Origin of the sequence: Desulfobacter latus, from assembly GCF_013389365.1 — a bacterium.
Lineage (GTDB): Bacteria > Desulfobacterota > Desulfobacteria > Desulfobacterales > Desulfobacteraceae > Desulfobacter > Desulfobacter latus.
This window is the reverse complement of sequence record NZ_JACADJ010000031.1, coordinates 1-23,739: the sequence shown is the minus strand read 5'-3', so window position 1 is coordinate 23,739 and position 23,739 is coordinate 1. Positions and strand designations below refer to the sequence as shown.

At 47.9% G+C, this 23,739-nt stretch carries 26 protein-coding genes and 1 tRNA gene; 18 read left to right on the top strand and 9 right to left on the bottom strand.

The window, feature by feature from the left end; genetic code table 11:
- Positions 1–127: 127 nt before the first annotated feature.
- Genes HXW94_RS10210 through HXW94_RS10175 form a run of 8 tightly spaced genes read right to left on the bottom strand, consistent with a single transcriptional unit; the run spans position 128 to position 8,686 of the window.
- On the bottom strand, positions 128–1,528 hold the full coding sequence (locus HXW94_RS10210; RefSeq protein ID WP_178366799.1) for a sigma-54-dependent transcriptional regulator: 1,401 nt from the start codon (positions 1,526–1,528) through the stop codon (positions 128–130).
- A 58-nt stretch (positions 1,529–1,586) separates the two neighbouring features.
- The gene (locus HXW94_RS10205; protein ID WP_178366798.1) at positions 1,587–2,087 is read right to left on the bottom strand and encodes a hypothetical protein; all 501 of its coding nucleotides are present in this window, start codon (positions 2,085–2,087) and stop codon (positions 1,587–1,589) included.
- Complete coding sequence (locus HXW94_RS10200) at positions 2,084–3,190, bottom strand: AAA family ATPase (RefSeq protein ID WP_178366797.1); 1,107 nt, start codon at positions 3,188–3,190, stop codon at positions 2,084–2,086. The genes HXW94_RS10205 and HXW94_RS10200 overlap by 4 nt, the downstream gene beginning before the upstream one ends.
- Before the next feature lie 40 nt (positions 3,191–3,230).
- Complete coding sequence (locus HXW94_RS10195) at positions 3,231–4,529, bottom strand: dihydroorotase (RefSeq protein ID WP_178366796.1); 1,299 nt, start codon at positions 4,527–4,529, stop codon at positions 3,231–3,233.
- Entirely contained in the window at positions 4,513–5,451 is a 939-nt protein-coding gene (locus HXW94_RS10190) for an aspartate carbamoyltransferase catalytic subunit (RefSeq protein ID WP_178366795.1), read from the bottom strand. The genes HXW94_RS10195 and HXW94_RS10190 overlap by 17 nt, the downstream gene beginning before the upstream one ends.
- 12 nt (positions 5,452–5,463) lie before the next feature.
- On the bottom strand, positions 5,464–6,084 hold the full coding sequence (lepB, locus tag HXW94_RS10185) for a signal peptidase I (protein ID WP_178366794.1): 621 nt from the start codon (positions 6,082–6,084) through the stop codon (positions 5,464–5,466).
- 20 nt (positions 6,085–6,104) lie between these two features.
- Positions 6,105–7,268 carry a homocysteine biosynthesis protein gene (locus HXW94_RS10180; protein ID WP_178366793.1) on the bottom strand — a complete coding sequence of 388 codons (1,164 nt, stop codon included), beginning with the start codon at positions 7,266–7,268 and terminating at the stop codon, positions 6,105–6,107.
- A gap of 38 nt (positions 7,269–7,306) precedes the next feature.
- Positions 7,307–8,686, bottom strand: a complete 1,380-nt coding sequence (locus tag HXW94_RS10175; protein ID WP_178366792.1) for a M23 family metallopeptidase — start codon at positions 8,684–8,686, stop codon at positions 7,307–7,309.
- A gap of 209 nt (positions 8,687–8,895) precedes the next feature.
- Between HXW94_RS10175 and kdsA the strand changes: the two genes are divergently transcribed.
- The 18 genes from kdsA to ahbD all read left to right on the top strand — a co-directional run bounded on the left by kdsA (position 8,896) and on the right by ahbD (position 23,406).
- Positions 8,896–9,717 (top strand): 3-deoxy-8-phosphooctulonate synthase, encoded by an 822-nt coding sequence (gene kdsA / locus HXW94_RS10170; RefSeq protein ID WP_178366791.1) that lies wholly within the window; start codon positions 8,896–8,898, stop codon positions 9,715–9,717.
- Positions 9,714–10,229: a KdsC family phosphatase gene (locus HXW94_RS10165; protein ID WP_178366790.1), complete on the top strand. Its 516-nt coding sequence runs from the start codon at positions 9,714–9,716 to the stop codon at positions 10,227–10,229. The genes kdsA and HXW94_RS10165 overlap by 4 nt, the downstream gene beginning before the upstream one ends.
- On the top strand, positions 10,226–10,819 hold the full coding sequence (gene lptC, locus HXW94_RS10160) for an LPS export ABC transporter periplasmic protein LptC (protein WP_343054577.1): 594 nt from the start codon (positions 10,226–10,228) through the stop codon (positions 10,817–10,819). The genes HXW94_RS10165 and lptC overlap by 4 nt, the downstream gene beginning before the upstream one ends.
- Positions 10,788–11,348 (top strand): LptA/OstA family protein, encoded by a 561-nt coding sequence (locus tag HXW94_RS10155; RefSeq protein ID WP_178366789.1) that lies wholly within the window; start codon positions 10,788–10,790, stop codon positions 11,346–11,348. The genes lptC and HXW94_RS10155 overlap by 32 nt, the downstream gene beginning before the upstream one ends.
- The gene (gene lptB, locus HXW94_RS10150; RefSeq protein WP_178366788.1) at positions 11,349–12,077 is read left to right on the top strand and encodes an LPS export ABC transporter ATP-binding protein; all 729 of its coding nucleotides are present in this window, start codon (positions 11,349–11,351) and stop codon (positions 12,075–12,077) included.
- Positions 12,078–12,079: 2 nt separating this feature from the next.
- Positions 12,080–13,522, top strand: coding sequence for an RNA polymerase factor sigma-54 (rpoN, locus tag HXW94_RS10145; protein ID WP_178366787.1), 1,443 nt, complete (start codon positions 12,080–12,082; stop codon positions 13,520–13,522).
- A 13-nt stretch (positions 13,523–13,535) separates the two neighbouring features.
- Positions 13,536–14,069, top strand: a complete 534-nt coding sequence (hpf, locus tag HXW94_RS10140) for a ribosome hibernation-promoting factor, HPF/YfiA family (RefSeq protein ID WP_178366786.1) — start codon at positions 13,536–13,538, stop codon at positions 14,067–14,069.
- Positions 14,070–14,078: 9 nt separating this feature from the next.
- Entirely contained in the window at positions 14,079–14,537 is a 459-nt protein-coding gene (locus HXW94_RS10135; protein ID WP_178366785.1) for a PTS sugar transporter subunit IIA, read from the top strand.
- Positions 14,538–14,539: 2 nt separating this feature from the next.
- Positions 14,540–15,421 (top strand): RNase adapter RapZ, encoded by an 882-nt coding sequence (gene rapZ, locus HXW94_RS10130; RefSeq protein WP_178366784.1) that lies wholly within the window; start codon positions 14,540–14,542, stop codon positions 15,419–15,421.
- 10 nt (positions 15,422–15,431) lie between these two features.
- Positions 15,432–15,851 carry a PTS sugar transporter subunit IIA gene (locus HXW94_RS10125; protein WP_178366783.1) on the top strand — a complete coding sequence of 140 codons (420 nt, stop codon included), beginning with the start codon at positions 15,432–15,434 and terminating at the stop codon, positions 15,849–15,851.
- Positions 15,852–15,917: 66 nt separating this feature from the next.
- The gene (gene gap, locus HXW94_RS10120; protein WP_178366782.1) at positions 15,918–16,925 is read left to right on the top strand and encodes a type I glyceraldehyde-3-phosphate dehydrogenase; all 1,008 of its coding nucleotides are present in this window, start codon (positions 15,918–15,920) and stop codon (positions 16,923–16,925) included.
- A gap of 10 nt (positions 16,926–16,935) precedes the next feature.
- Positions 16,936–17,703, top strand: coding sequence for a triose-phosphate isomerase (gene tpiA, locus HXW94_RS10115; RefSeq protein ID WP_178366781.1), 768 nt, complete (start codon positions 16,936–16,938; stop codon positions 17,701–17,703).
- An 11-nt stretch (positions 17,704–17,714) separates the two neighbouring features.
- Entirely contained in the window at positions 17,715–18,014 is a 300-nt protein-coding gene (secG, locus tag HXW94_RS10110) for a preprotein translocase subunit SecG (RefSeq protein ID WP_178366780.1), read from the top strand.
- Between the two features lie 13 nt (positions 18,015–18,027).
- A tRNA-Leu gene (locus HXW94_RS10105) sits at positions 18,028–18,112 on the top strand.
- Positions 18,113–18,390: 278 nt separating this feature from the next.
- Positions 18,391–20,136 carry an AAA family ATPase gene (locus HXW94_RS10095; RefSeq protein WP_178366778.1) on the top strand — a complete coding sequence of 582 codons (1,746 nt, stop codon included), beginning with the start codon at positions 18,391–18,393 and terminating at the stop codon, positions 20,134–20,136.
- Positions 20,133–21,323 carry a 12,18-didecarboxysiroheme deacetylase gene (ahbC, locus tag HXW94_RS10090; protein WP_178366777.1) on the top strand — a complete coding sequence of 397 codons (1,191 nt, stop codon included), beginning with the start codon at positions 20,133–20,135 and terminating at the stop codon, positions 21,321–21,323. The genes HXW94_RS10095 and ahbC overlap by 4 nt, the downstream gene beginning before the upstream one ends.
- Positions 21,323–22,300, top strand: a complete 978-nt coding sequence (gene hemB / locus HXW94_RS10085; protein WP_178366776.1) for a porphobilinogen synthase — start codon at positions 21,323–21,325, stop codon at positions 22,298–22,300. The genes ahbC and hemB overlap by 1 nt, the downstream gene beginning before the upstream one ends.
- Positions 22,300–23,406 carry a heme b synthase gene (gene ahbD, locus HXW94_RS10080; RefSeq protein WP_178366775.1) on the top strand — a complete coding sequence of 369 codons (1,107 nt, stop codon included), beginning with the start codon at positions 22,300–22,302 and terminating at the stop codon, positions 23,404–23,406. The genes hemB and ahbD overlap by 1 nt, the downstream gene beginning before the upstream one ends.
- 182 nt (positions 23,407–23,588) lie before the next feature.
- Here the strand turns inward: ahbD and HXW94_RS10075 are convergent.
- A partial coding sequence (locus HXW94_RS10075) for a transposase (RefSeq protein WP_178366774.1) occupies positions 23,589–23,739 on the bottom strand: 151 nt, incomplete at its 5' end.

Here is a 23,739-nt window from a genome sequence, read left to right as displayed (position 1 = left end):
CAAAGGATTGGTCAAAACAAAAAATGAACTGTCGGACAAAATCGGCGCCTTCATCAGACAGACTGCCAGGGATTTCAATCTGGAAATCCGGAAAACCGGCACATCCAGCACCGGGCGATTCGAGGCTCTAGCTTCTTTTGTCCGGCATGGTTTTGTTCAAACGATACCTGAAAGACCTTAAGCTTAAATTTAAAAGTTCAGCTGCCTTACTTTTGTTGCTCTGGGCAACTTCCATGGCTCTTTTGAGGTATGCGCCTTCAATCTCAGACATGATTTTGTCCAGGTCCACACCGGAGACCACATCTTCCAGATCATAGCGGTTGTCTTTAATACCCTCGATCCAGCGCCGCCGCTTGTGTGAAGAGATGGTCAGGCTTTCGGGCAGGATGATATTGGTTGCGGAAAGGGCGACAGACCGCTCGATCAGGTTTTCAAGCTCCCGGACATTACCGGGAAAGGAGTATTTGTTTAAAAAATCAATGGCATAGGAAGACAATTTGGCAATATCCTTGCCAATCCGTTTTGAATACTTTTCCACAAAATGGGCCGCAAGCAGTTCAACATCCCCCCTTCTGTCCCGCAGCGGCGGCACCTTGATGGGAATGACGTTAAGGCGGAAAAACAGATCTTCCCTGAAATTGCCGTCAATAACCTCCTCATCCAGCTTTTTATTCGTAGCGGATATAATCCGGACATCCACATCAATTTCCCGGGTGCCGCCCACAGGCGTGAACCGGGTTTCCTGGACGGCCCGCAAGAGCTTTACCTGCAGCAACATGGACAACTCACCGATTTCATCCAGAAAAATCGTGCCGGTGTTGGCCGCCTCAAACAATCCCTGCTTGTCTGCCACAGCCCCTGTAAACGCGCCTTTGACATGACCGAAAAATTCGCTTTCCATGAGCGTATCCGGGATTCCCCCGCAGTTAACCACCACAAAAGGCCTGTCCTTGCGCTCGGAATTATCGTGGATGGCCCGGGCAATCAGCTCCTTACCGGTGCCGCTTTCCCCGCTGATAAGCACATTGGTTTTGGTGGGACCGATCTGGCGTATCCGCTGGTAAATCGCCTGCATGCCCGGGCTGTCACCGATGATGCGGTTGAAATGCAGATGATTTTTAAGTTCTGTTGACCGGAAAGCCTTTTCCTGGTCCAGGGTCAACAGTTCCAGGGCCTTGGCAATGGTGGCGCAAAGCTCATTGTTGTCAAAGGGCTTGGGCACAAAATCGTAAGCCCCCTCGTTCATTGCCTCCACGGCAATTTCCGTTGTGGCATACGCGGAAATCATGATGACCACGGTATCCGGGTGTTCTTTTTTCACGGCCCGCAACACATCCAGGCCCGTAATATCGCCTAAGCGGATATCGGTAAGCACCAGATCGTATTTTTTCTGCTTAATGGTGCCGATAGCCTTTTTGCCGTTTTTGGCAAGACTAACTTTATACCCTTTTTTGGACAGAAGCATCTCCAGAAACTGGCGCATGCTCAGTTCATCATCTACTACTAGAATGCGATGTGCGTCTGCCATATATTTCTTCCTTCACTGTGGCCGATGTTATGACCAAGCCCACATGATTTAAACACATTCAAATGACGTCAAAAAGAAAAGGTCTAACCTCTTCAATCAATCGCTTTCTTTCATGTTTATTAATAATGATTAATTCATGCTCCCATAGCCCACCATTTTCCAAATCTACACACTCATCAGCCAATTTTTTGCCAATATTTTCAAACGACCTTATTGGGTTTATAGCCTGTTTTAATTTTTCCGGTTCTGTTTTGGTCCCGAGAATAAACACTCTATCCATAAGATCCTCTGGCACCTCAGATTTTACTTTTGATAAGCGATTCAGATCATTATCGAAATCAATTAATAATAATAATCTTCTTGATATATATTTTTTTAATTGAGGAATGTGGTAACTTTTAAATTTTTCGATTACTTTTTTCCACCCTTTGGTGTACGGCAATATCTGAACTTTATCCTCCCTGACATAAGAGCATAAAACAAAGCCCAGCGCTATTTTACTATTTGCCTCGTCCTCTGGAAAAATTAAAATATGATCTTCGTATTTATTACAACTCATGGTTCCAGATCATCACAAATGAGTGCGGTTAAAAGATCATCTTTGACACTTAATTCATCAACAAGTTTGACACGAGTAGGTTCAAAATGACTTTTTCTATAAAATAATAAGGTATTTTTTTCTGAAAATTTTTGAATAGCTTCTGAATTATGAGAGGTAGCGAAAAGTTGTCCTCCTTTTTCAAATGATTTTCTGAGAGCAATTAAAAAATGGCCAACTTCCGAAAGAGAAAGATAGTTGTCAGGTTCATCCCAAAAACAAAAAAGAGGCCCATAGGATTCATTGGCAGCTAAAACAACTGCGCTCAGGAAAAAACATTTTTCACCGTCAGATAAGTCATTAAAAGGAATTGTCATCTTTGCAGATTTTTCTTTGAATCTAACATTCATTGATTTGTGATTTTTCCCGGTTTGTTCATTTTGAAAATCAAGAAGATCCGGCATCCTTTTTTTTAGATATGTATCTATTAACATATATGCGGCAGGGTACATTGAAAGGATACCTGTGAACCACTCTCCAAAATTTTTTGTATCTCTTTCAGGCATCAATGTCTGATTTTCTGATTCTCCTGCCATTATAGATGGAATCGGTGCAAGGATAATCATATGTGCAAGCCAATTCTCGAAAATATATAAAGGATCTTGTTCTGATTGTTTCTGGATAACGGGTAAGGCGACAAGATGCCAATCGACCATAAAGTTTGATTGATGATTAGTTGTATTATCCAAAAGGTTTACTTGAGCTATATTTCTTGAAAAAATTGATCTATCATTAACCTTAAGCTCTTCTTCCAAAATGCGAGGCTCTCTAAAATTCTCGGGTAACTCTATAGCTAATATATAAGAATATAGATCTTGACTTAAAAATACTTCAATTTCAAGCCGCATAGGCAAGTCAATTCGTCCATGAGAGAAATCTTTTTTTTTAATTAGATTCCCTAATCTATTAATCCCACGGCCGATATTTTGAAAAATTTGAAAGGCTGATGCAACCGTTGATTTTCCTGTCCCATTTTTTCCTATCAGCAACGTAGATGCGGTGTTGATTTTTAGCTCAAAATTTTCTAAGCATCTAAAATTATTGATATATAATTTTTGCAGCATAAGACCCTACTTTTAACTGTCTTGAATTTGAAAAAATTCCCTAAAAACTTGATGATCGAGTGTAAACAATCCGGCCGTCAACAATGGTGAAAGCAGCCGCACCTTTAAGGCTGCGCCCGGTAAAAGGTGTGTTGCGTCCTTTGCTCACAAACGCATCAGGGTTCACGATCCAGTCGGTATCCATATCAATCAGGGTGAGATCCGCCCGGTTGCCCGGCACAATGTCATTGTTGATCCCCATGAGATCCGCCGGGGCCTTGGCCATTTTTTCCACCAGCTGGATCAGGGTCAAATGGCCCCGGGTTACAAGGTCCAGGCTCAGGCCCAGCGAGGTTTCAAGTCCCACAATGCCGAATGCGGCCTGGTCGAATTCCACCTGTTTTTCATCCTCGGCATGGGGGGCATGATCCGTGGCAATCATGTCAATGGTGCCGTCAGCCAATCCCTCGATAATGGCGGCCCGGTCCTTGTCACTGCGCAAGGGCGGATTCATCTTGAAATTGGTGTCATAGGCAGGGATATCCGCATCCGTAAGGGTGAAATAATGGGGGGCGGTTTCACAGGTGACGCGCACCCCTTTTGCCTTGGCCGCCCGGATGGCCTCAATGGACTGGGCCGTGCTCATGTGGCAGAAATGCACCCGGGCACCCGTCAGTTCGGCCAAGGCAATATCGCGCATGACCATGACGGATTCCGCGGCATTGGGAATTCCTTTGATTCCCATCACCGTGGCCGGCAGCCCTTCATTCATGGCGCCGCCATCGGCAAGCCGCTTGTCTTCGGCATGAACAAGCACAGGGATATCCAGGGATTTACAGTATTCCAGGGTCCGTCTCATGAGCTGGGAATCGGTAACCGGCATGCCGTCATCGGTCACAGCCCAAATCCCGGCTTTTTTCATATCCGCAATGTCATTAAGTTTTTGTCCTTCAAGATTTGCCGAAATGGCGCCCACCGGATATACCCTGGCTGCATGTACCTTTTTCGCCTGGGAAAGGATAAAGGCGGTCACCTGGGCATTGTCATTCACGGGATTGGTATTGGGCATGCAACAGACCGCGGTGATCCCGCCGGCCGCTGCCGCCTTTAAACCGGTCTCGATGGTCTCTTTGTATTCCTGGCCGGGCTCCCGCAAATGAACATGCACGTCTATGAGTCCGGGCACGCCAATCAGGCCCTGGCCGTCAATTACGTTGACATCTTGTGACGCTTCGGCAACGTCCGGCAACTGTCCCGGTTCAGATACCGCCTCAAACAGGCCGTCTTTTATACGGATATCCCTTATGCCTTCAATATTGCCGGGATCAATCACCCGGACACCTTTAATTTGAATCTGCATGCTTAGTACCTCCCGACACCAGATAAAAAAGGGCCATGCGAAGGGCCACCCCATTGGTTACCTGGTCCAGAATAACGGCGTGTTCGCCATCCGCCACCCGGGTTGAAATTTCAACGCCGCGGTTCAACGGTCCCGGGTGCATGACCAGGGCATCTTTTGCCGCCAGGGCCAGGCGCGCCGGGTTCAGCCCGTAAAGGGCTGCATACTCGCGTTCACTTGGAAACAGCAGGCTGCCCTGGCGCTCCTTTTGAATCCGCAGCATCATGACCACATCCGCATCTGTCACACATGTATCCATATCCTCGGCCACGGTGCAGCCCATCTGTTCAATGCCCATGGGAATCATGGTCCCGGGCGCACACACAGTCACCCTTGCCCCCATTCTGGACAAACCGATAATATTAGACCGGGCCACCCTGGAATGGGAAATATCGCCCACCAGAGAAACCTTTAACCCCTCAAATCCGCCTTTTTCTTCCTGGATGGTCATCATATCCAGAAGGGCCTGGGAGGGATGGGCATGGGTGCCGTCTCCGGCGTTGATCACCGCACATTTTACCCATTTGGCCACCTGGTATGCTGCGCCCGAAGATGAATGCCGCATCACGATAATATCCGGCTTCATGGACTCCAGGGTCCTGACCGTATCTCTTAAGGTTTCTCCCTTGACAATACTGGAAGACGATTTGGAGATGGCCACCGTGTCTGCGGAAAGCCGCTTGCCAGCCAGCTCAAAGGACAACTTGGTCCGGGTTGACGGCTCCTGGAAAAAAAGCACAATGGTTTTACCCCGAAGGGTCGGTACTTTTTTAATGGCCCGCTGGGAGATCTCCTTCATCCCCCGGGCCGTGTCCAGGATATAAGTAATTTCCTCACGGGTCAGGGAATCAATATCCAGAATATCTTTTTTCGTAAACCGCATATGTAATATTCCTTAAAACAGCAACGTGCCGATCCGGCTCAAACGGACGCTGAACTCCGCCTTGTTCCAGGACCAATAAATGATAATGGCTTCGCCCAGCACTTCATGTAAATCCACAAACCCCCAGAACCGTGAGTCATGACTGTTGTCCCGGTTGTCTCCCATGACAAAAAGCTTGTCGGCCGGCACGGTGATCTTTCTTAAATTATCCCGGGTGGTGATCCGGCCCGGTAAAATCCGATCATCTTTATACTGGGCCCAGGGCTGATCCGTGACAAGCTTGTCATTGACATACAGTTTTTTATTGACAATTTCCAGGGTATCGCCGCCAACGGCAACAACCCGCTTGATGTAATCCTTGGATGGATCTTCCGGATATTTGAACACCACAATGTCATTGCGCTGGGGATCTTTCACCGGGATCAGGGTTTTCCCGTTGGTAAAAGGAATTTTTACCCCGTAAATAAATTTATTAACAAGGATCTGATCTCCGATCTGAAGCGTCTCAAGCATGGAACCCGAAGGTATCTTAAAGGCCTGGACAATAAAGGTACGGATAAACAGAGCAATAATAATGGCAACGAGAATCGCTTCAGTATTCTCCCGCCAGGTGCTTTTCTTTTTTTTACTCATTATTTTTTTAAACTCTCTTGTCAACAAAACAGATGCTGGGGAACTCCGATATAAAATCTGGATTTCTGGATTTCAGTTTTCAGAATCCGGGCAATCGTTCTTGCCTTAACCATGCTGGACAAAGGCACGGTGGGAATTTTTTCACCTTTGATGGTGATGGTCCCGCTTTTAAGCTCGGCGTAACTGACCCGGCCGTAGGATTTGGAGATGCCCTGGGGGTAATCATGGCCGTAATCAACGATCTGGGTAAAAATTTCTTCGTCAGACACGGACGTATATTTGAGGATCTCTTCATTTAAAATGGGAATGGGAATGCCAAGCCCCACAGCCAGGGACGCGCCATAGCCTCGGATACTTTGCCCCACCAGCCATTCAGGAGACATCTGCTTCAGGTCTCCGATAACCGACAAGGTCCCGGCCGGGCTCAGGGGCACGCCGTTAAGACCCCGGTCCACATCTTTTTTATGCTGGGTCCCGGTCCAGGTCACATATCCCTGGGCCCCGCCCAGAAAAATCCGTGTGCCCAGCCCGATGGTTTTCAAATAGGGATCGTTGAACAAGGGACTCAAGCAACCGGAAGTGGAATAATTGGCATTGCTCACATGGGATTTCAGGGTGCCCATGTACGTGTACTTTGTTTTGTCCGACCGGTTGATGGCGCAGTTATAATTCTGATATGCGTTTCTCGGACTGCACAGTATGGCATTGGGCAGATCCTTTAAGGTGACGGTTTTTTCAATTGCAAGATTGGGATAACAGTCCGTGCCGTAACTTTCAGCCTTCAAATGAACCTGTTTACCGGCCACAAGATCCTGGATAACATGCCCGCCCCCGTAATTGAACTCACCCGGGTGATATTTATTCAAAGGATCATCTTCACAAACCGCCGTGGCCCCCAGATAACAGTCCACCGCGGCAATGGCCGAATAGGCCGGTACATTGTTGAACCAGGTTTTGGTCGTACGAATCACAGGCCTGGACTGGCCGATGTTTATAAATGCCCCGGAAGAACACATGGGCGCAAACGTTCCCGTCGTCACCACATCCACTTTCCGGGCCGCTTCCACAATGCCTTCTTTATCTGCAATATCAATAATTTCTTCCGCCGTTACCACCACAGCTTCTCCAGCCGCAATTTTGGCGTTTATCTCTTCATAGGTCTTATTTACCTGACAGGTACTCATGATTTCAATTATCCTGATTTTACTTAAAAGTTATACGGTTACTGAATCTGTGCTTTAACAGACTCAATCTTTGAGGTGATGTTGTTTTTTATCCAGGCCGCGTCCCACCATTCCACGGGATTGACAAATACATTGTGAAGCATCATGGAAAAGTGCAGGTGATCGCCGCCGGCAAGCCCGGTAATGCCGGTACGGCCAATAATATCATCCTGTTTAACCATATCGCCTTGGGTCACGTTCATCTGGCTTAAATGGCAATAAAGGCTGGCAAGACCAAGCCCGTGATCAATGATGACGGTATTGCCGAAAATGCCGACATTCTCCGCCATGATGACCCTTCCATGGTTGGCCGCACCCACCGGTGCATTGGCGGTAGAAGCCAGGTCAATACCTAAATGGGTGGAATGGCTGATGACCTGGCCGTTGTATTTATAGGTGCGTTTATCGGCAAACCGGGCCCGGTTGGCAGACCCGGAAAGACGACTGAAACGACCGTCCCACATCAATTCGGCACGGGTATCGGCAGGCACTTTAAGTACGGTTTCCACATTTTGGCGGCGAAGGGTTTCGTTAATATATAAAAATTTTGCCAGCAAAGGATTGGATTCCGTCAAAAACTGCGCTTCCTTGGGACCTAGGTCAAAATCAGGCATTTTGAATTCCAGGAAACCGTCTGAAATGCGCAGGGTGTCGGGCCTGAAGTTCTTATCTTTGATATAATGATAAAATCCGCGTTTGGTCTCATTTCCGGCCGGATCCCGGGCTTCTACGACAAGGCGGGTATCCGGTCCCTGGGTATGATCCAGGGCAAACAGGGCTGTAATGACCATGGGGTCACTAAACACACCGGAATATCCGGGGAAAAAATTCTCCCCTACCCTGACACCGCTTTGAATATTTTCTTCATCAAGTTTATAAATCACAAGGCCGACACCCCCCTTGGACACATTATGCTGGGAGGTTAAAACCTGGAGTCGAGGCGCTACCGTATCAATAATCACCGGCCGCTCGTCATAAAAGCGGTTGCCTTTGGTCCAGTTACGCCAGGCATAATCAGTTATAACAATCCGAATAACGGCCTGGCCGTCGTTCATACCATATTTACGTGTTTCAACAGGAATGACAAAATTATCCGACAGGATTTTCTTGTCACTGAATAAAGACAAAATGGAGGAGGGTGGGTAGGATTTGTCCAAAAGGACTTTCTCATTATCTTTCTGCACCAGGGAAACCGTTACATGCTTTAAACCGGCGCCGTCATCTGTTGCAGTCATGTTTATTGCATAGGATTGTTTCAAATACGGGGAGGGCAGACTGATCTCTGCGTTGGGGATACCGCCCTCATACTTGCAGAACAGAATCCATCCCACAGGCACGATAATCGCCAGAAATATAATAAAAAAGAGTGTTTTTTTCATCAAACAACCTTATTTTTCAAGAGGTTAGAAGAGTACATTCAAAACCTGTTTAAAATATCAGCAAATACCTATCTTATCAAGGAATTTTCCCTGGTACCCGGCAATTCCAAGTTAGAATTGCTGCCCCTGCCCTGTGATCCATCTTGACATTTGCCCGGACGAATAATACTTAAGGTGATCATTATTTTTTTCTTTTAAGGATATGCCCGATGACAAACTTTTTTTTTGACCTGACCCAAAACAACCCGAATCTTTTTTTTCTAATTGCCGGGCCCTGTGTGATAGAGGATCTACACACAAGCCTTGGTATTGCAAAACACCTGAAACAGGTCACACGGGATTTAGGTATTCCTTATATTTTCAAAGCTTCCTATGACAAGGCCAACCGAACATCCATTCAATCATTCAGGGGCCCTGGCCCGGAACACGGTCTTGACATCTTAAAACAGATTAAAAGCGAACTGGATATCCCTGTTATTTCTGATATTCACCTGCCTGACCAGGCTGAAAAAGCGGCGCAAGTCCTTGATATTATACAGATACCGGCATTTTTATGCCGCCAGACCGACCTGATTTTAGCCGCCTGCAGGACAGGTAAACCCGTGAACATCAAAAAGGGCCAGTTTCTTGCACCGGGCGACTGCCGAAACATCATTGAAAAAGCCAAATCCACAGGAAATCAGAATATTGCCATTACGGAACGGGGCACCTGTTTCGGGTATAACAACCTTGTGGTGGATTTCAGATCCATACAGATTTTACGGGACCTGGGCATGCCTGTCATTTTTGATGCCACCCACAGTGTTCAGCTTCCCGGCGGCAGCGGCACTGCATCGGCCGGGGAAAGAGAGTTTATCGCCCCCCTTGCCAGGGCCGCAGTGGCCTGCGGTGCCCATGGCCTGTTCATGGAAACCCACCCCGATCCGGACAACGCCCTGTGCGACGGACCAAACGCCATGCCCCTGGATCAGATGAAACATCTTTTGACCCATCTGGTCAATATCAGAAAAGCGGCAGGCCGGTGCCTATGACAACACAATTAAAAGATATCCGGCTGCTGCTCTTAGATGTGGACGGGGTACTCACCGACGGCAGCATTACCTACACGGATACAGGTGAACAGATCAAAAGCTTTAACGTCAGAGACGGCCTTGGCATCCGTCTGCTCATGGATGCAGGCATTCATGTCGGGATTGTCACGGCAAGGGTCTCCGGTGCCCTGCGCCACCGGTGCGACAATCTGGGCATCACCCTGGTTTTTGACGGCACCCGGGACAAGGCCAAAGCATTGGCATCCATATCCGCAAGCACCCGGATCAGCACCGCACATATGGCATTCATGGGAGATGATCTCATAGATCTGCCTGCCATGGCCCGGGCCGGATTTGCGGTTACCGTGGCTGACGCCCCTGCTGACGTTAAAACCCGGGCCGATATGATTACGGATCTGCCGGGGGGAAAAGGTGCTGTCCGCCAGGTCTGCGAAGCCATCCTCAAAGCCAAAGGGCTTTGGGAAACCGCCGTGTCAAGGTTTCTGTCGTGAGCAGCATCGGCATCGGCAAAAAAAAACTGATACGGCCCCTGATTCTGCTTATAGGACTCATCCTTGGAGGAGGCGGTGCTTACTATTACATCAATTACCTGCTCACCACGCCCATCACGCTTGAAGATATTGAGGTCGATGACACGGCTGCACTCAAACTCAACGTCATTGAGCAAATTTCCAAAAAAAACGGCGTCACCGAATGGCAGCTCAACGCATCCAGTGCCACCCTGCTCAAAGCCCGGAACACAGCTGTACTTAAAGATATAAACATTATTTTCTATACAAAGCAGCACACACAAGTTCACCTGACAGCAACGTCAGGAGAACTCGACACCAAAACCCACGACATGACCTTTTCAAAAAATGTTATTATACGATATCAGCGCTACACCCTCAGAAGTGAAACATTGCATTATGCCAAAAAACCACATATAATATACTCCAATTCAAGAATTACAGTGAATGACGAAGACTCCGAAATAGAAGCTGACAGCATGCAAATCCTGCTAAACCAGGATCTGATCATCTTAAAAGGACATGTAAAAGGACAGTTTAGTGAACATATTAAAAACGCCAATCTATTATAATATCTATTCGGTTTCATTGATAATACTGCTGCTTCTGCTTACACAACCATCCTTTGCAGCCCAGGAGAACAAAACCGCGGATAAAAAGCAACCACCGGCTGATCTGAAAATCACTTCGGATAAAATGGTGGCCGGCAAAGATCAGTCCATGGTTGAATTTACGGGAAACGTCAAAGCAGTTCGGGCAGACAGTATACTCTTAGCAGATTCGCTTAAGGTCTTTTTTCATACATCAAAAACCCAAAAGGAAGATCAGTCAAACGTCAAGCGGATTCTTGCCACAGGCAATGTGGAATACACCGAAGGGGCGCGCAAGGCATTCTCAGATCAGGCGAATTATGATACGGCAGAGGAAATTCTGATACTCACCGGAGAACAAACCCAGGCCCGTCTGCTTACGGGAAAAAGCTGGATTTCCGGCAAAAAAATCACCTTGTTCAAAACCCAGGACCGGGTCGTTGTGGAAAGTAGCGAAAAGACCAGAGTTGAAGCATTTTTTGATGCTGAAGATCAGGGTGGATCTTTATAGATGAGCCGGCTGGTACTGGAAAACCTTGTAAAAACCTATGGCGGTAAAACCGTTGTGGATCAGGTCAGCCTGAACGTGGACCACGGCCGGGTAACCGGGCTTCTAGGGCCCAACGGTGCCGGCAAGACCACCACCTTTTATATGACCGTAGGCATGATCCGACCCGAAAAAGGCACGGTTCACCTTGACGCGGAGAATATAACCCGGTACCCCATGTATGTCAGGGCCAGAAAGGGGATTGGCTATCTGCCCCAGGAAACTTCTATATTTAAAAAACTGACTGTCCGGGAAAATATAACGGCTATTCTGGAGGTTGTTGATAAAAAAGATACGGACATCGACATCCATCAGAAAGCCGAAAGCCTGATGAAAGAACTTGGTATATTGACCCTGGCCGGGCAAAAGGCGGCATCTCTGTCCGGTGGCGAGCGGCGCCGCCTTGAAATTTCAAGGGTGCTGGCCACAGACCCCTTGTTCATCCTGCTGGATGAACCGTTTGCCGGCATTGATCCCCTGGCTGTCATTGACATCCAGCAAATCATATCCCAGCTTACGGACAAAGGCATCGGGATATTAATTTCCGACCATAATGTCAGGGAAACATTAGGCGTATGCGACACGGCTTATATTATGAGTCAGGGGGTGGTTGTGGAATCAGGACCACCGGAAAAAATTATTTCGAGCAAAGTCGCCAAACGAATTTATTTGGGAGATAATTTTAGACTTTAATCATGGAAATTGGATTACAACAAGGCCTTGCACTGACCCAGCAGCTGGTCATGACCCCCCAGCTCCAGCAGGCAATTAAACTACTTCAGCTCTCCCGGCTTGAACTTGCCGACATGATCCAGCAGGAAATGGAGCAAAATCCGGCCCTTGAAGAGATATCCATTGATGATGCCCCTGACAAAGCCATCACAGCCCAGGAAACCGAAACCCGGGAAACGGAAACCGAAGCCCCTGTCAAGGAAGTCACGATTGAAGAACGGGTGCCCTCGGATATGGATTGGGAAAATTATATCAATGAATACAACTCCACGGGTAGGCTCTACATGGAGTCTGAAAACAGTGAAACGCCCAATTACGAAGCATTTACATCCGAGAAACAAACCCTTGAAGCGCACTTGAAATGGCAGTTAATGCTTTCGGAGCTACCCGAGGACAAGGAAACCATTGGGCACATCATCATCGGCAACCTGAACCGTGATGGATATTTATGCGCCGACGTGGCGGAATTGGCCCAGACCGCCCAGGCCGATATCCAAACCGTTGAAGAAGTGCTGGCCGTGCTTCAAACCTTTGACCCTCCCGGGGTGTGTGCCAGAAACCTGAGCGAAACACTTTTAATTCAGATCCGGCTGCTTGGCATCGAAAATGATATCATCACCCGGATCATTGAGAGCCATCTTAAAAATCTTGAAAACAGAAACAGTAAAAAAATTGCCAAGGCCCTCAAAATTTCCGTTGAGGATGTACGGGCCGCAGTCAAAATTATCCAGTTTCTTGAACCCAAACCCGGCAGGAAATTTGCCACGGAAGAACCCGCCTACATCACCCCTGACATATACGTCTATAAAGTCGGAGATGATTTTAAAATTGTTATGAACGATGACGGCCTTCCCAAATTAAGAATTTCAAGATTTTACAGGGAAGCCGTGGCCACCGGCAAAAAAATTCCCAAGGAGACCAAAACCTATCTCAATGAAAAAATGCAGTCCGCCTCCTGGCTGATAAAATCCATTCACCAGCGCCAGAAAACCATTTACCTGGTGATGGAAAGCATTATAAAATTTCAAAGGGATTTTTTTGAAAAAGGCATTGCCTATCTACGGCCTCTGATCTTAAAAGACATTGCCGAAGATATTGAAATGCATGAGTCCACCATCAGCCGGGTGACCACCAACAAATATGCGTACACCCCCCAGGGACTGTTTGAGTTGAAATATTTTTTCAACAGTTCCATAGAACGGGTTGACGGACCTTCCATGGCATCGGCCAGTGTCAAGGAGAGAATCAGACAACTCATTGACAATGAAGATCCTAACGCACCTTTAAGTGATGATAAAATCGCCGCAATGCTGCAGGAATCAGACATTCAGATTGCCCGGCGAACCGTGGCAAAATACAGAAAAGTACTCAATATTCTACCATCCAACAAACGCAAACAACTATAGGGAGAGCGAATCTATGCAGATCACCATCACGTTCAAAAAAATAGAGGCATCCGATTCCCTGAAATCCTACGTAAACAAAAAATTTAAACGATTTGACAAAATGCTGGAGGGGCCGGCCGAGGCCAATGTCGTCCTGAGCGTTGAAAAAATAAGGCATATTGCTGAAATCACCTTAACCAGCGGATCGCTGAATATTCATGCAAAAGAAGCGTCCGAAAGCATGTATGCCGCCATTGACACCCTGGCGGATAAAGTCAAAGGCCAAATCACGAAACACAAGGAAAAAGAAAAAAAACACATGTCAGGCAACAAGGCAAGCCTGACCGATACCCGGGAATTCAGCATAGATGAGCCACTCCCCGGAGATGTGATTGATATTATTGAAGAACCCCTTGAAACCAAACCCATGGATGTTGAAGATGCAGTGATTGAGCTGGAATCGGGCAAAAAATCTTTTTATGTATTTTTGAATGCCCGCACAAAACAGGTCAATGTCATTTATAAACACAATAACGGAAAACTGGGATTGATCGCTCCCCAAGGATAATCGAACCGGATGAAAATCAGTGACATTCTAAAGCTGGACGCCATTATCGCAGATCTTAAAGCCGACAATAAAGCAGAGATCATAAAGGAACTGTCCCAGGCGGTTGCACCGGTGGCCGGGGCTGACACCGAAGATGTTGCAGCCGTTCTCATGGAACGGGAGAACTTAGGCTCCACAGGCATCGGCGGCGGTATCGCCATACCCCACGGTAAACTGGAGACGGTTAAATCCATTGCTGTGGGATTTGGGCGCAGTATCAAAGGAATTGAATTTGATTCTCTGGATAACCGGCCGGTCCATTTGTTCTTCCTGCTTTTAACACCCGAGCATTCCACAGGAGGCCATTTGAAAGTGCTTGCCCAGATATCCAAGCTGCTGAAAATGAATCAGTTTAAGGAGCGCCTGTTAGCGGCAGGTTCAACGCAACAGCTTCATCAGATCATTCTGGAAACCGACGAAGAATTTTAACAATGGACCCCCTCAAGGTTTATATCATCACCGGTATCTCGGGTTCCGGGAAGACAACCGTTGCCCAGGCGTTTGAAGACACCTCCTTCTACTGTATTGACAACATGCCCATGGAACTTGTGCCTAAGGTACTCGAACTGCCGTTAGGGGAAAACGCCAGGGTCAAGGGTGCCGCCTTTGTGATGGATATGCGCTCAAAAACCTTTACAAAGACATTTATTTCCGGGGTCTCTGCCTTAGAAGAGATGGGGGTTTCTCCGGTCATTATCTTTCTTGAAGCCGACAACCAGACCCTTGTCAAACGGTTCAGTCAGACCCGCAGGCACCATCCGCTGGATGATGGAAAAAATCTTTTGGACAGCATCATGTCTGAAAAACAGGGCATGGCCGACATCCGCAAGCTTGCCCACCATATCATTGACACCTCTGATTTCAATGTGCATCAGCTCAAAGCGGAAATACACCGTCTCGTGTCCAAGGATACGGGGGTCGAAAACGTCATGAAATTGAATATCATGTCTTTTGGCTACAAATACGGCATCCCGGTGGATGCGGATATTGTGATGGATCTGCGATTTCTGGCCAATCCTTATTTTGTGCCCGAACTTAGAGCCCATAACGGAGAATCCGATGCGGTAAAAGCCTTTGTCCTGGAAAACCCGGAGACAAAAACCTTTTTGAAAAAATACTACAATCTTATTGATTATCTCATTCCTTTATATAAAAAAGAAAACAAGGCATATTTAACACTTGCTTTGGGCTGTACAGGCGGTCGCCATCGTAGTGTCGCCATATCCCGGGCCATATTTGAACGGCTGGTTAAAAGGGATCTGAATCCAAGCCTGCGGCACAGAGATATTGACAGAGACATCAACGAGATATAACAGGCAGATTATGACAGGAATTTTAATTGTCACCCATGCAAATCTGGGTGCGGCATTGATTGAAACCTTGGAATTTATTCTGGGGGAACGACAGAATAAACTTGAATCCATATCCATAGACATCAAACAGGATCCGGAACGTTTACGAAAAAAAATTAAACAGGGGATCAAACAGGTCTATTGTGAAAACGGCGTTATTATTTTAACCGACATGTTCGGAGGTACACCTTCAAACCTGGCCTATGCCTTTCTTGAAGAAGAAAAGGTGGAGGTTATTTCAGGCGTCAACCTGCCCATTCTTCTCAAAGCCGTAACATCCCGGGAAAAAATGGAGATCAAAGCATTGACTGTCGCCCTGATTGAACACGGGAAAAAAAGCATTTCCCTTGCCAGTGACATCTTGAAAGGGACCCGCCGGTCCTCATCCTAACCCGCCCACGCCCGTTTTGCCTTTTCGGGCATGGACAAGCATTTTCATTTTTGAAGGAGGCTTCTAATGACTGTAAAAATAGGAATTAACGGATTTGGCAGAATTGGGCGCATGATCTTTCGGGCGGCCTTGGAAAATGATGCCATTGACGTGGCGGCCATTAATGATCTGACAGATACCGAAACCATTGCCCATCTGCTTGAATATGATTCCGTTCACGGACGCTTGCCCAACAAGGTCAGTCATGGAGACGGGTTCATTACCGTTGATGGAAATCAAATTGGGGTCACTGCGCTAAAGGACCCTGCCCGGATTGCCTGGGCGGATACCGGTGTGGATATTGTCCTGGAATGTACCGGCCTTTTCAGAAACCGGGAAACCGCGGGCAAGCACCTTGAAGGCGGGGCCAAAAAAGTCATTATTTCAGCGCCGGCCAAAGACCCTGATGTGACCATTGTCATGGGCGTAAACCATGAAGATTACGATCCCGGTACCCATCATATTATTTCCAATGCCTCCTGCACCACCAACTGCCTGGCACCTGTTGCCAAGGTACTGCTGGAAAATTTCGGGATTGTATGCGGCCTTATGACCACGATTCACTCGTACACAGGTGACCAGCGTCTGCTTGATTTTCCGCATAAGGATCTGCGACGGGCAAGGGCCGCTGCTTTGTCCATGATTCCCACCACCACAGGTGCGGCCAAAGCGGTTTCCCTGGTATTGCCCGAGCTTGAAGGCAAACTTAACGGCCTTGCCGTAAGAGTCCCCACACCCAATGTATCCCTTGTGGATCTCGTGATTACCACCGAGAAAAAGGATCTGACCAAGGTGATGGTCAACCAGGCGCTTAAAACCGCATCTGAAACCAATCTGAAAGGGGTTCTGGGCTATCTCGACAAACCCCTGGTATCCATTGATCACAACTCCTGCCCACTTTCTTCCATTGTTGATGCCGCCTGTACGGATGTTATCAACGGAGAGATGGTAAAAATATTTTCATGGTATGACAACGAGGCGGGTTACTCACACCGCATGGTTGATCTGGCTGCCATGGTGGGCAATGCCCTTTAAAGGAGGAAAAATGACGGAAATTGCGATAAGAAAACCATTGATTGCCGGCAACTGGAAAATGTACAAGACCGGTACCCAGGCTGTTGCTGCGGCAAAACAGCTGGCAGACTTAACCCAGGGGGTGACCGGCGTTGATATTATGATTGCCCCCACAGCACTGTCGCTGCCCCTGATGGCCGCGGCGCTGGGTAAAGACGCCCAGGTTCGTCTAGGTGCACAAAACATTTACCCGGGCACGGAAGGGGCGTTTACCGGCGAAGTATCCGGGCCGATGATCAAGGATGCCGGTGCCGATTACGTCATTATCGGCCACTCCGAACGTAGACAATACTTTGGTGAAACCGATGAAACTGTGGGATCTAAAATCCGTGCCGCCCTTGATGCAGGACTTATCCCGGTGATGTGCATCGGAGAAACGGAAAGCCAGCGGGATGCCGATAAAACTTTTTTTATCCTTGACAAACAGGTATCTGATGGGTTAAAAGGCTTTGATCTTGGAGATCTTAACTCCTTGGTTCTGGCCTATGAACCGGTATGGGCAATTGGTACCGGAAAGACGGCCGGGCCGGAGCAGGTTAAAGAGGTACACGGATTTTTACGACACCTGATTAAGGAAAAATATGCAGAAGGCCTGGCGGCAAAGATGCGTATTTTATATGGCGGATCAGTAAAACCCGGCAATATCAAAGACCTGATGCACATTGAAGATGTTGATGGGGCATTGGTTGGCGGTGCAAGCCTGAACCCGGCAGATTTTAATAAAATTATTAGGTTTTAGATACGCTTATTATGGCAAGCATTTTAGTGGCAATACATGTTGCAGTTTGCGTTTTTTTAATACTTGTTGTGTTATTGCAGACCGGTAAAGGCGCAGAAATGGGCGTATCTATGGGCGGCGCAGGCAGCCAGGCGCTCTTCGGCGCGGCCGGCCCCGCAAACTTTCTGACCAAAATTACAACGGCCGTGGCCATTATCTTCATGATCACGTCTCTGACCTTGGCCTATATGTCAGGGCATCAGGCACAGTCCAGTGTTATGAAGGATGTATCTGCACCCGCAGAACAGCAGGCACCAGCAGCAAATGAATAAAAACAAACTTTTTGCCGAAGTGGTGGAATAGGTAGACACGCACGCTTGAGGGGCGTGTGGGGCGACCCGTGGGAGTTCAAATCTCCCCTTCGGCACCATAAATTCAAAGCCGCGGCAAATATGCCGCGGCTTTTTTTATTAGTAATATTATGAACGAAAATAATAAAAAAAATTGCTATAAATGCCGGTTTTTCTATGTCACCTGGGAACCGGCCCACCCGAACGGGTGCAGGGCTTTGGGGTTCAAAAGCCGTCAACTGCCCAGCATCACGGTATTCAAATCTTCGGGAAAGCCCTGTGAATATTTTAAGAAAAAAAAATAAGCAATCGAAGTTACGCCTTGAATTATGGGCAGACAAGCTTATTATACCCAATTATGACTTATCACAATGATGCCACCGGGCCTGACCCGAAAAAAATCGAAAAAGAACTTGGGGAATTTCTGAACAAAAGATTTGGTGGAAATGTTAAAATTCTAACACCTTCCATCCAGCCCCAGCAGGAGACCACGACCGGCACACCCCCTGAGTCGGGCAAGAAAAAGCTGATTAACTTCAATATCAAGCCATCGGAACTGATCACCTACCTTGATCAATATGTTATCCGGCAGGACCTGGCTAAATCTGTTCTTGCCACAAAAATCTGTACCCATTTCAACCGAATCCGCCACCAGGAAACCATGATCACGGAACCGTTCAAGATCACGGGTAATATTAAAAGCAATATCCTGTTACTCGGCCCCACTGGTATCGGAAAAACCTATCTGATCAAACTTATCGCCAAAAAAATCGGGGTGCCCTTTGTCAAAGCCGATGCCACCAAATTTTCCGAAACCGGATATGTGGGTGGGGATGTGGAGGATCTGATCAGGGATCTGGTTAAAGAGGCCAAGGATGACATAGCGCTTGCGGAGTGCGGCATTATTTACATAGATGAAGTGGATAAAATTGCTGCCAGTCCCAATGTTATAGGTGCCCAGATATCCCGGACAGGGGTTCAGCGGGCCCTGCTCAAACCCATGGAAGAGACGGACGTAGATTTAAAGGTACCCCATGATCCCGTATCCATGATGCAGGAGCTTGAAGCGTTCCAGAGAACCGGAAAACGGTCGGCCAGACGGGTGAATACCGCCAATATTCTGTTTATTCTGTCAGGTGCCTTTTCTGGTCTGGCCGATATCGTAAAAAAACGGTTGAGCAAACAGGCCATTGGATTTGGTGCATCGCTGACGCATACCAGAAAAGAGAATGAACTGTTAAAAGAGACCCGGTCCGAGGATCTGGTGGCGTATGGATTTGAATCCGAATTCATCGGCAGGGTACCGGTACGCTGTGTGCTGGATGAGTTGACCCAAAAAGATCTTTACGACATCCTGAAAATGCCTAACAACCCGGTGATTTTAAGCAAACGCCTTGATTTTAAATCATACGGGATTGATATCGTGTTCACCGATGAGGCGTTAGAGGCGCTGGCGGAAAGGGCTTATAAGGAAAATACCGGTGCCCGGGGATTGGTATCCGTGGTTGAACAAGCCATGCTCTGCTTTGAAGAAAAATTACCGTCCGAATCCGTCCCGCAATTTGCAATCACCAAACACCTGCTGACCGACCCCAAACAAGCGTTAACCGATCTTATCCAGGGCAATGACAAAGAAAAATACGCGGCTGAATATAATCATGCCTTGGTCCTTTTTTCAAATTATATCAGTGAATATGTCAAAAAGAACTGGAAAACATTTTCCATCCGCTATGGACTGACCTTAACGCAGATCCGCACAAAAATGGTGGTCCAGTATTATACGACCCATGTCATGGAAATAGAAGATGCCGTTAAACAGGTCAAAAAATTCTATGACGACGTCAAAGAGATGGAACTGGAAATTTCCAAAAATTATGATTTAAATGTCGTGTTTGAAGAAGATGCCGCAGATTTTCTTATCCAGCAGTTCATAGAGCATAACGCCACCACGGATGAAATCCTTTCGAAAATCTACACGGATTTTTTTGACGGATTTAACCTGATCCGGGAAAAAACCGGGAAAGCAAGGTTTTTCCTGTCCAGAAAGGCATTAACCGACCACGAAAATTACCTCAACGAGCTTATCAGAAAAGAGATAAAATGATTGGAATTTCAAAACTTTACTGCGCCACTGTGGAACCCTCGGATACGTTACGCTATTCAAGGCATTCAGGCAAACTGCCCTCACACCTGCTTCAGTTCTCAAAAGACAAAAAGCCGGTGGTGGTCTGGAATATGACCCGGCGATGCAACCTGAAGTGTGTTCACTGCTATGCCCAGTCTGAAAATATTGCCTATGACAATGAACTGACCCACGAACAAAGTCTTGCCATGATGGATGACCTGGCTCAATTCGGGGTACCGGTACTGCTGTTTTCCGGCGGGGAGCCGTTGATGCACCCACGCCTTGTGGAATATGCCCGGTATGCCGTATCCAAAGGCATGCGGGCCGTCATCTCCACCAACGGCACCCTGATCACCCAAGAGAAAGCAAAGCAGCTCAAAGCGGTGGGGCTCTCTTATGTAGGAATCAGCCTGGACGGACTTGAGGCCACCCATGATAAGTTCAGGGGTGTTCCCGGCGCGTATAAAAAAGCATTGCAGGCCGTTGACAATTGCCAGGAAGCAGGGATTAAGGTGGGGCTGCGGTTTACCATCAATAAAAGAAACGTACAGGACATCCCGGGCATTTTTGACCTGCTGGAAGAAAAAAACATCCCCAGAGCCTGTTTTTACCACTTAGTCTACTCCGGCCGGGGCCAGGAGATTGCCAAGGAAGATTTAAGCCACGAGGAAACCCGCCAGGTGCTTGACCTGATCATGGATCGCACAAAAGACCTTCACGACCGCAACAAGCCCAAGGAGATCCTCACCGTGGATAACCATGCAGACGGTCCTTACCTGTACCAGCGCCTGCTCAAGGAAGACCCTGACCGGGCCGCTGAAGTGCTCGAACTGCTTGAAATGAACGAAGGCAACAACTCCGGCCGGGGCATCGGTTGCATCTCCTGGGATGGTGAAGTCCACCCGGACCAGTTCTGGCGGGAAATCAGTTTCGGCAACATCAAGGACAGACCTTTCAGCGAAATATGGACAGATCCTGAAAATGAATTTTTAATGAAAATGAAAGAGAAGAAAAAACACGTCAAAGGCAGATGCGCCCAATGCCGGTGGCTGGATATCTGTGCAGGTAATTTCAGGGCCAGGGCCGAGTCCGTTGCCAATGATCCCTGGGATTCTGATCCGGCCTGTTATCTGACGGATGAAGAGATCAAAAAGGAGAATGTATAATGCTGTTTCCCGAATACAGAGGCAGACGGCTGCGTGCCACGGACAATTTCAGACGAATGATCAGGGAAACAAAACTGTCCAGAGACGATTTGATACTTCCCCTTTTTGCGGTTGAAGGCAACTCCGTTAAAAAGCCTATCAGTTCCATGCCCGGGCAATTCCAGCTCTCCTGCGATCATATTGTCACCACGGCAAAGCAAGCCAAAGAGGCCGGCATCCCGGGCATCATGCTCTTCGGGATTCCCGATAAAAAAGACTGCCTCGGCACCCAGGCCTATGCCCATGACGGTATTGTTCAGAAAGCCGTGGCCGCCGTTAAAGAACAGGTGCCGGATCTTACCGTAATCACCGATGTCTGCCTGTGTGAATACACGGACCACGGTCACTGCGGCATGGTTATGGATGACGGCACCATTGACAATGATTCCACCCTGGATCTGCTTGCAAAAACAGCGCTGTCCCATGTGCAGGCCGGCGCCGACATGGTGGCCCCGTCCGACATGATGGACGGTCGCGTGGCTGAAATCAGAGGAACCCTGGATGACGAAGGCTTTTCCCATGTACCCATCATGTCCTATGCCGTGAAATATGCATCCGCCTTTTACGGCCCGTTCAGGGAAGCGGCCGAATCCGCGCCCCAATTCGGGGACCGCAAAACCTACCAGATGGACCCGGCCAACGCCCTTGAAGCAATCAGGGAGGCCACCATGGACATTGAGGAAGGTGCGGACATCATCATGGTAAAGCCGGCCCTCCCCTATCTGGATATCATTTACAGGGTCAGAGAAGAGATTGATCTGCCGGTAGCCGCATACAATGTATCCGGTGAATATGCCATCGTCAAAGCGGCTGAAATGATGGGATGGGTAGACGGTAAAGCCATGATCATGGAAGCCCTGTTGTCCATCAAGCGGGCCGGGGCCGATATTATCATGACCTACGCAGCCATTGACGTGGCAAGGGAGCTGAACAACTAATGGTACATCCCCACGGAACACACCCCCCTGGACATGGCGCCCCGCAAAGTGCAGGTAAAAACAATACCCTGCGCCTTGTGGCCTGGGAGACAACCCGCCGGTGCAATCTGACCTGCAAGCATTGCCGGGCTGCTGCCGAAGACCATGTATACGAAGACGAGCTGACCACCGAAGAATCTTTCAGACTCCTTGACCAGATCAGAGAGGTGGGGCAACCCATCATTATTCTGACCGGCGGCGAACCGCTGCTCCGGGATGATATCTTTGATATTGCCGCCTATGGTGACAAAATCGGCCTTCGCATGGTCATGGCCCCCAACGGCACCCTGCTCAATGAAGACAATGTGGTACGCCTTATGCAGAGTGGCATCAAACGCATTTCCGTGAGTCTGGACGGCGCAACTGCCGCCTCCCATGATGCATTCAGGGGCCTTGACGGGGCCTTTGACGGGGCTGTCAACGGCATAAAAATCGCAAAGGCGGCCGGATTGGAATTTCAGATCAATACCGTTATCACCAAAACCAATCTGGATGAAATCCCTGCCATCCTTGCCCTGGCAGAATCGTTAGGGGCTGCGGCCCACCACATTTTCCTTCTGGTGCCTACGGGCCGGGGAAAATATATTGTGGATACGGCCATTGACGCAAAGGAGTATGAAGAGACCCTGAACTGGTTTTACGACCAGCGGGACAAAACGTCTTTGCAGCTTAAAGCCACCTGTGCGCCCCACTACTATCGAATTTTGCGCCAGCGCGCCAAGGCTGAAGGCAAAAAAGTCACGTTTGAAACCCATGGGCTTGATGCCGTCACACGGGGCTGTCTTGCAGGGACCGGATTTTGCTTTATCTCCCATGTTGGCCGGGTACAGACCTGCGGTTTCTTAGATGTCACCTGCGGGAATATCAAAACCCAACACTTCAAAGATGTGTGGGAAAATTCAGATGTATTTAACACATTGCGGGATTTCAACAATCTTGAACCCAAGTGCGGAATCTGCGAATACAAACAGGTGTGCGGCGGGTGCCGGGCCAGGGCATACGAGGCCACCGGCAATTACCTGGCCGAGGAACCTTTGTGTACATACCAGCCGTCCCGGCAAAAATAATCCCCCAGTGTTGCGTAAAATTTTTATAGAATTCGGCAAGAAAACCCACTGATCACCGAAGGTGTCGGTGGGATGAATTGCCGCTTTTTAGCCTTGCTGTTCAATAGACATTATACCGATTTTAGCTAAGTGCTTGATTTTATTAGATCTGCAAAAATCAACTTCCCAATAAAATTAATAGTTTATGAAAAATCGGTATAATGTCTAATATACCTCTTAATTGTTTCAATTGAAGCATTACCAATTGAGCAACAAAAATATCCATCACTCCAAAACACTTTCTTTTTCCAAAAATGTTTTTCAAGTTTTGGAAACGCATCCCATACTTTTTTA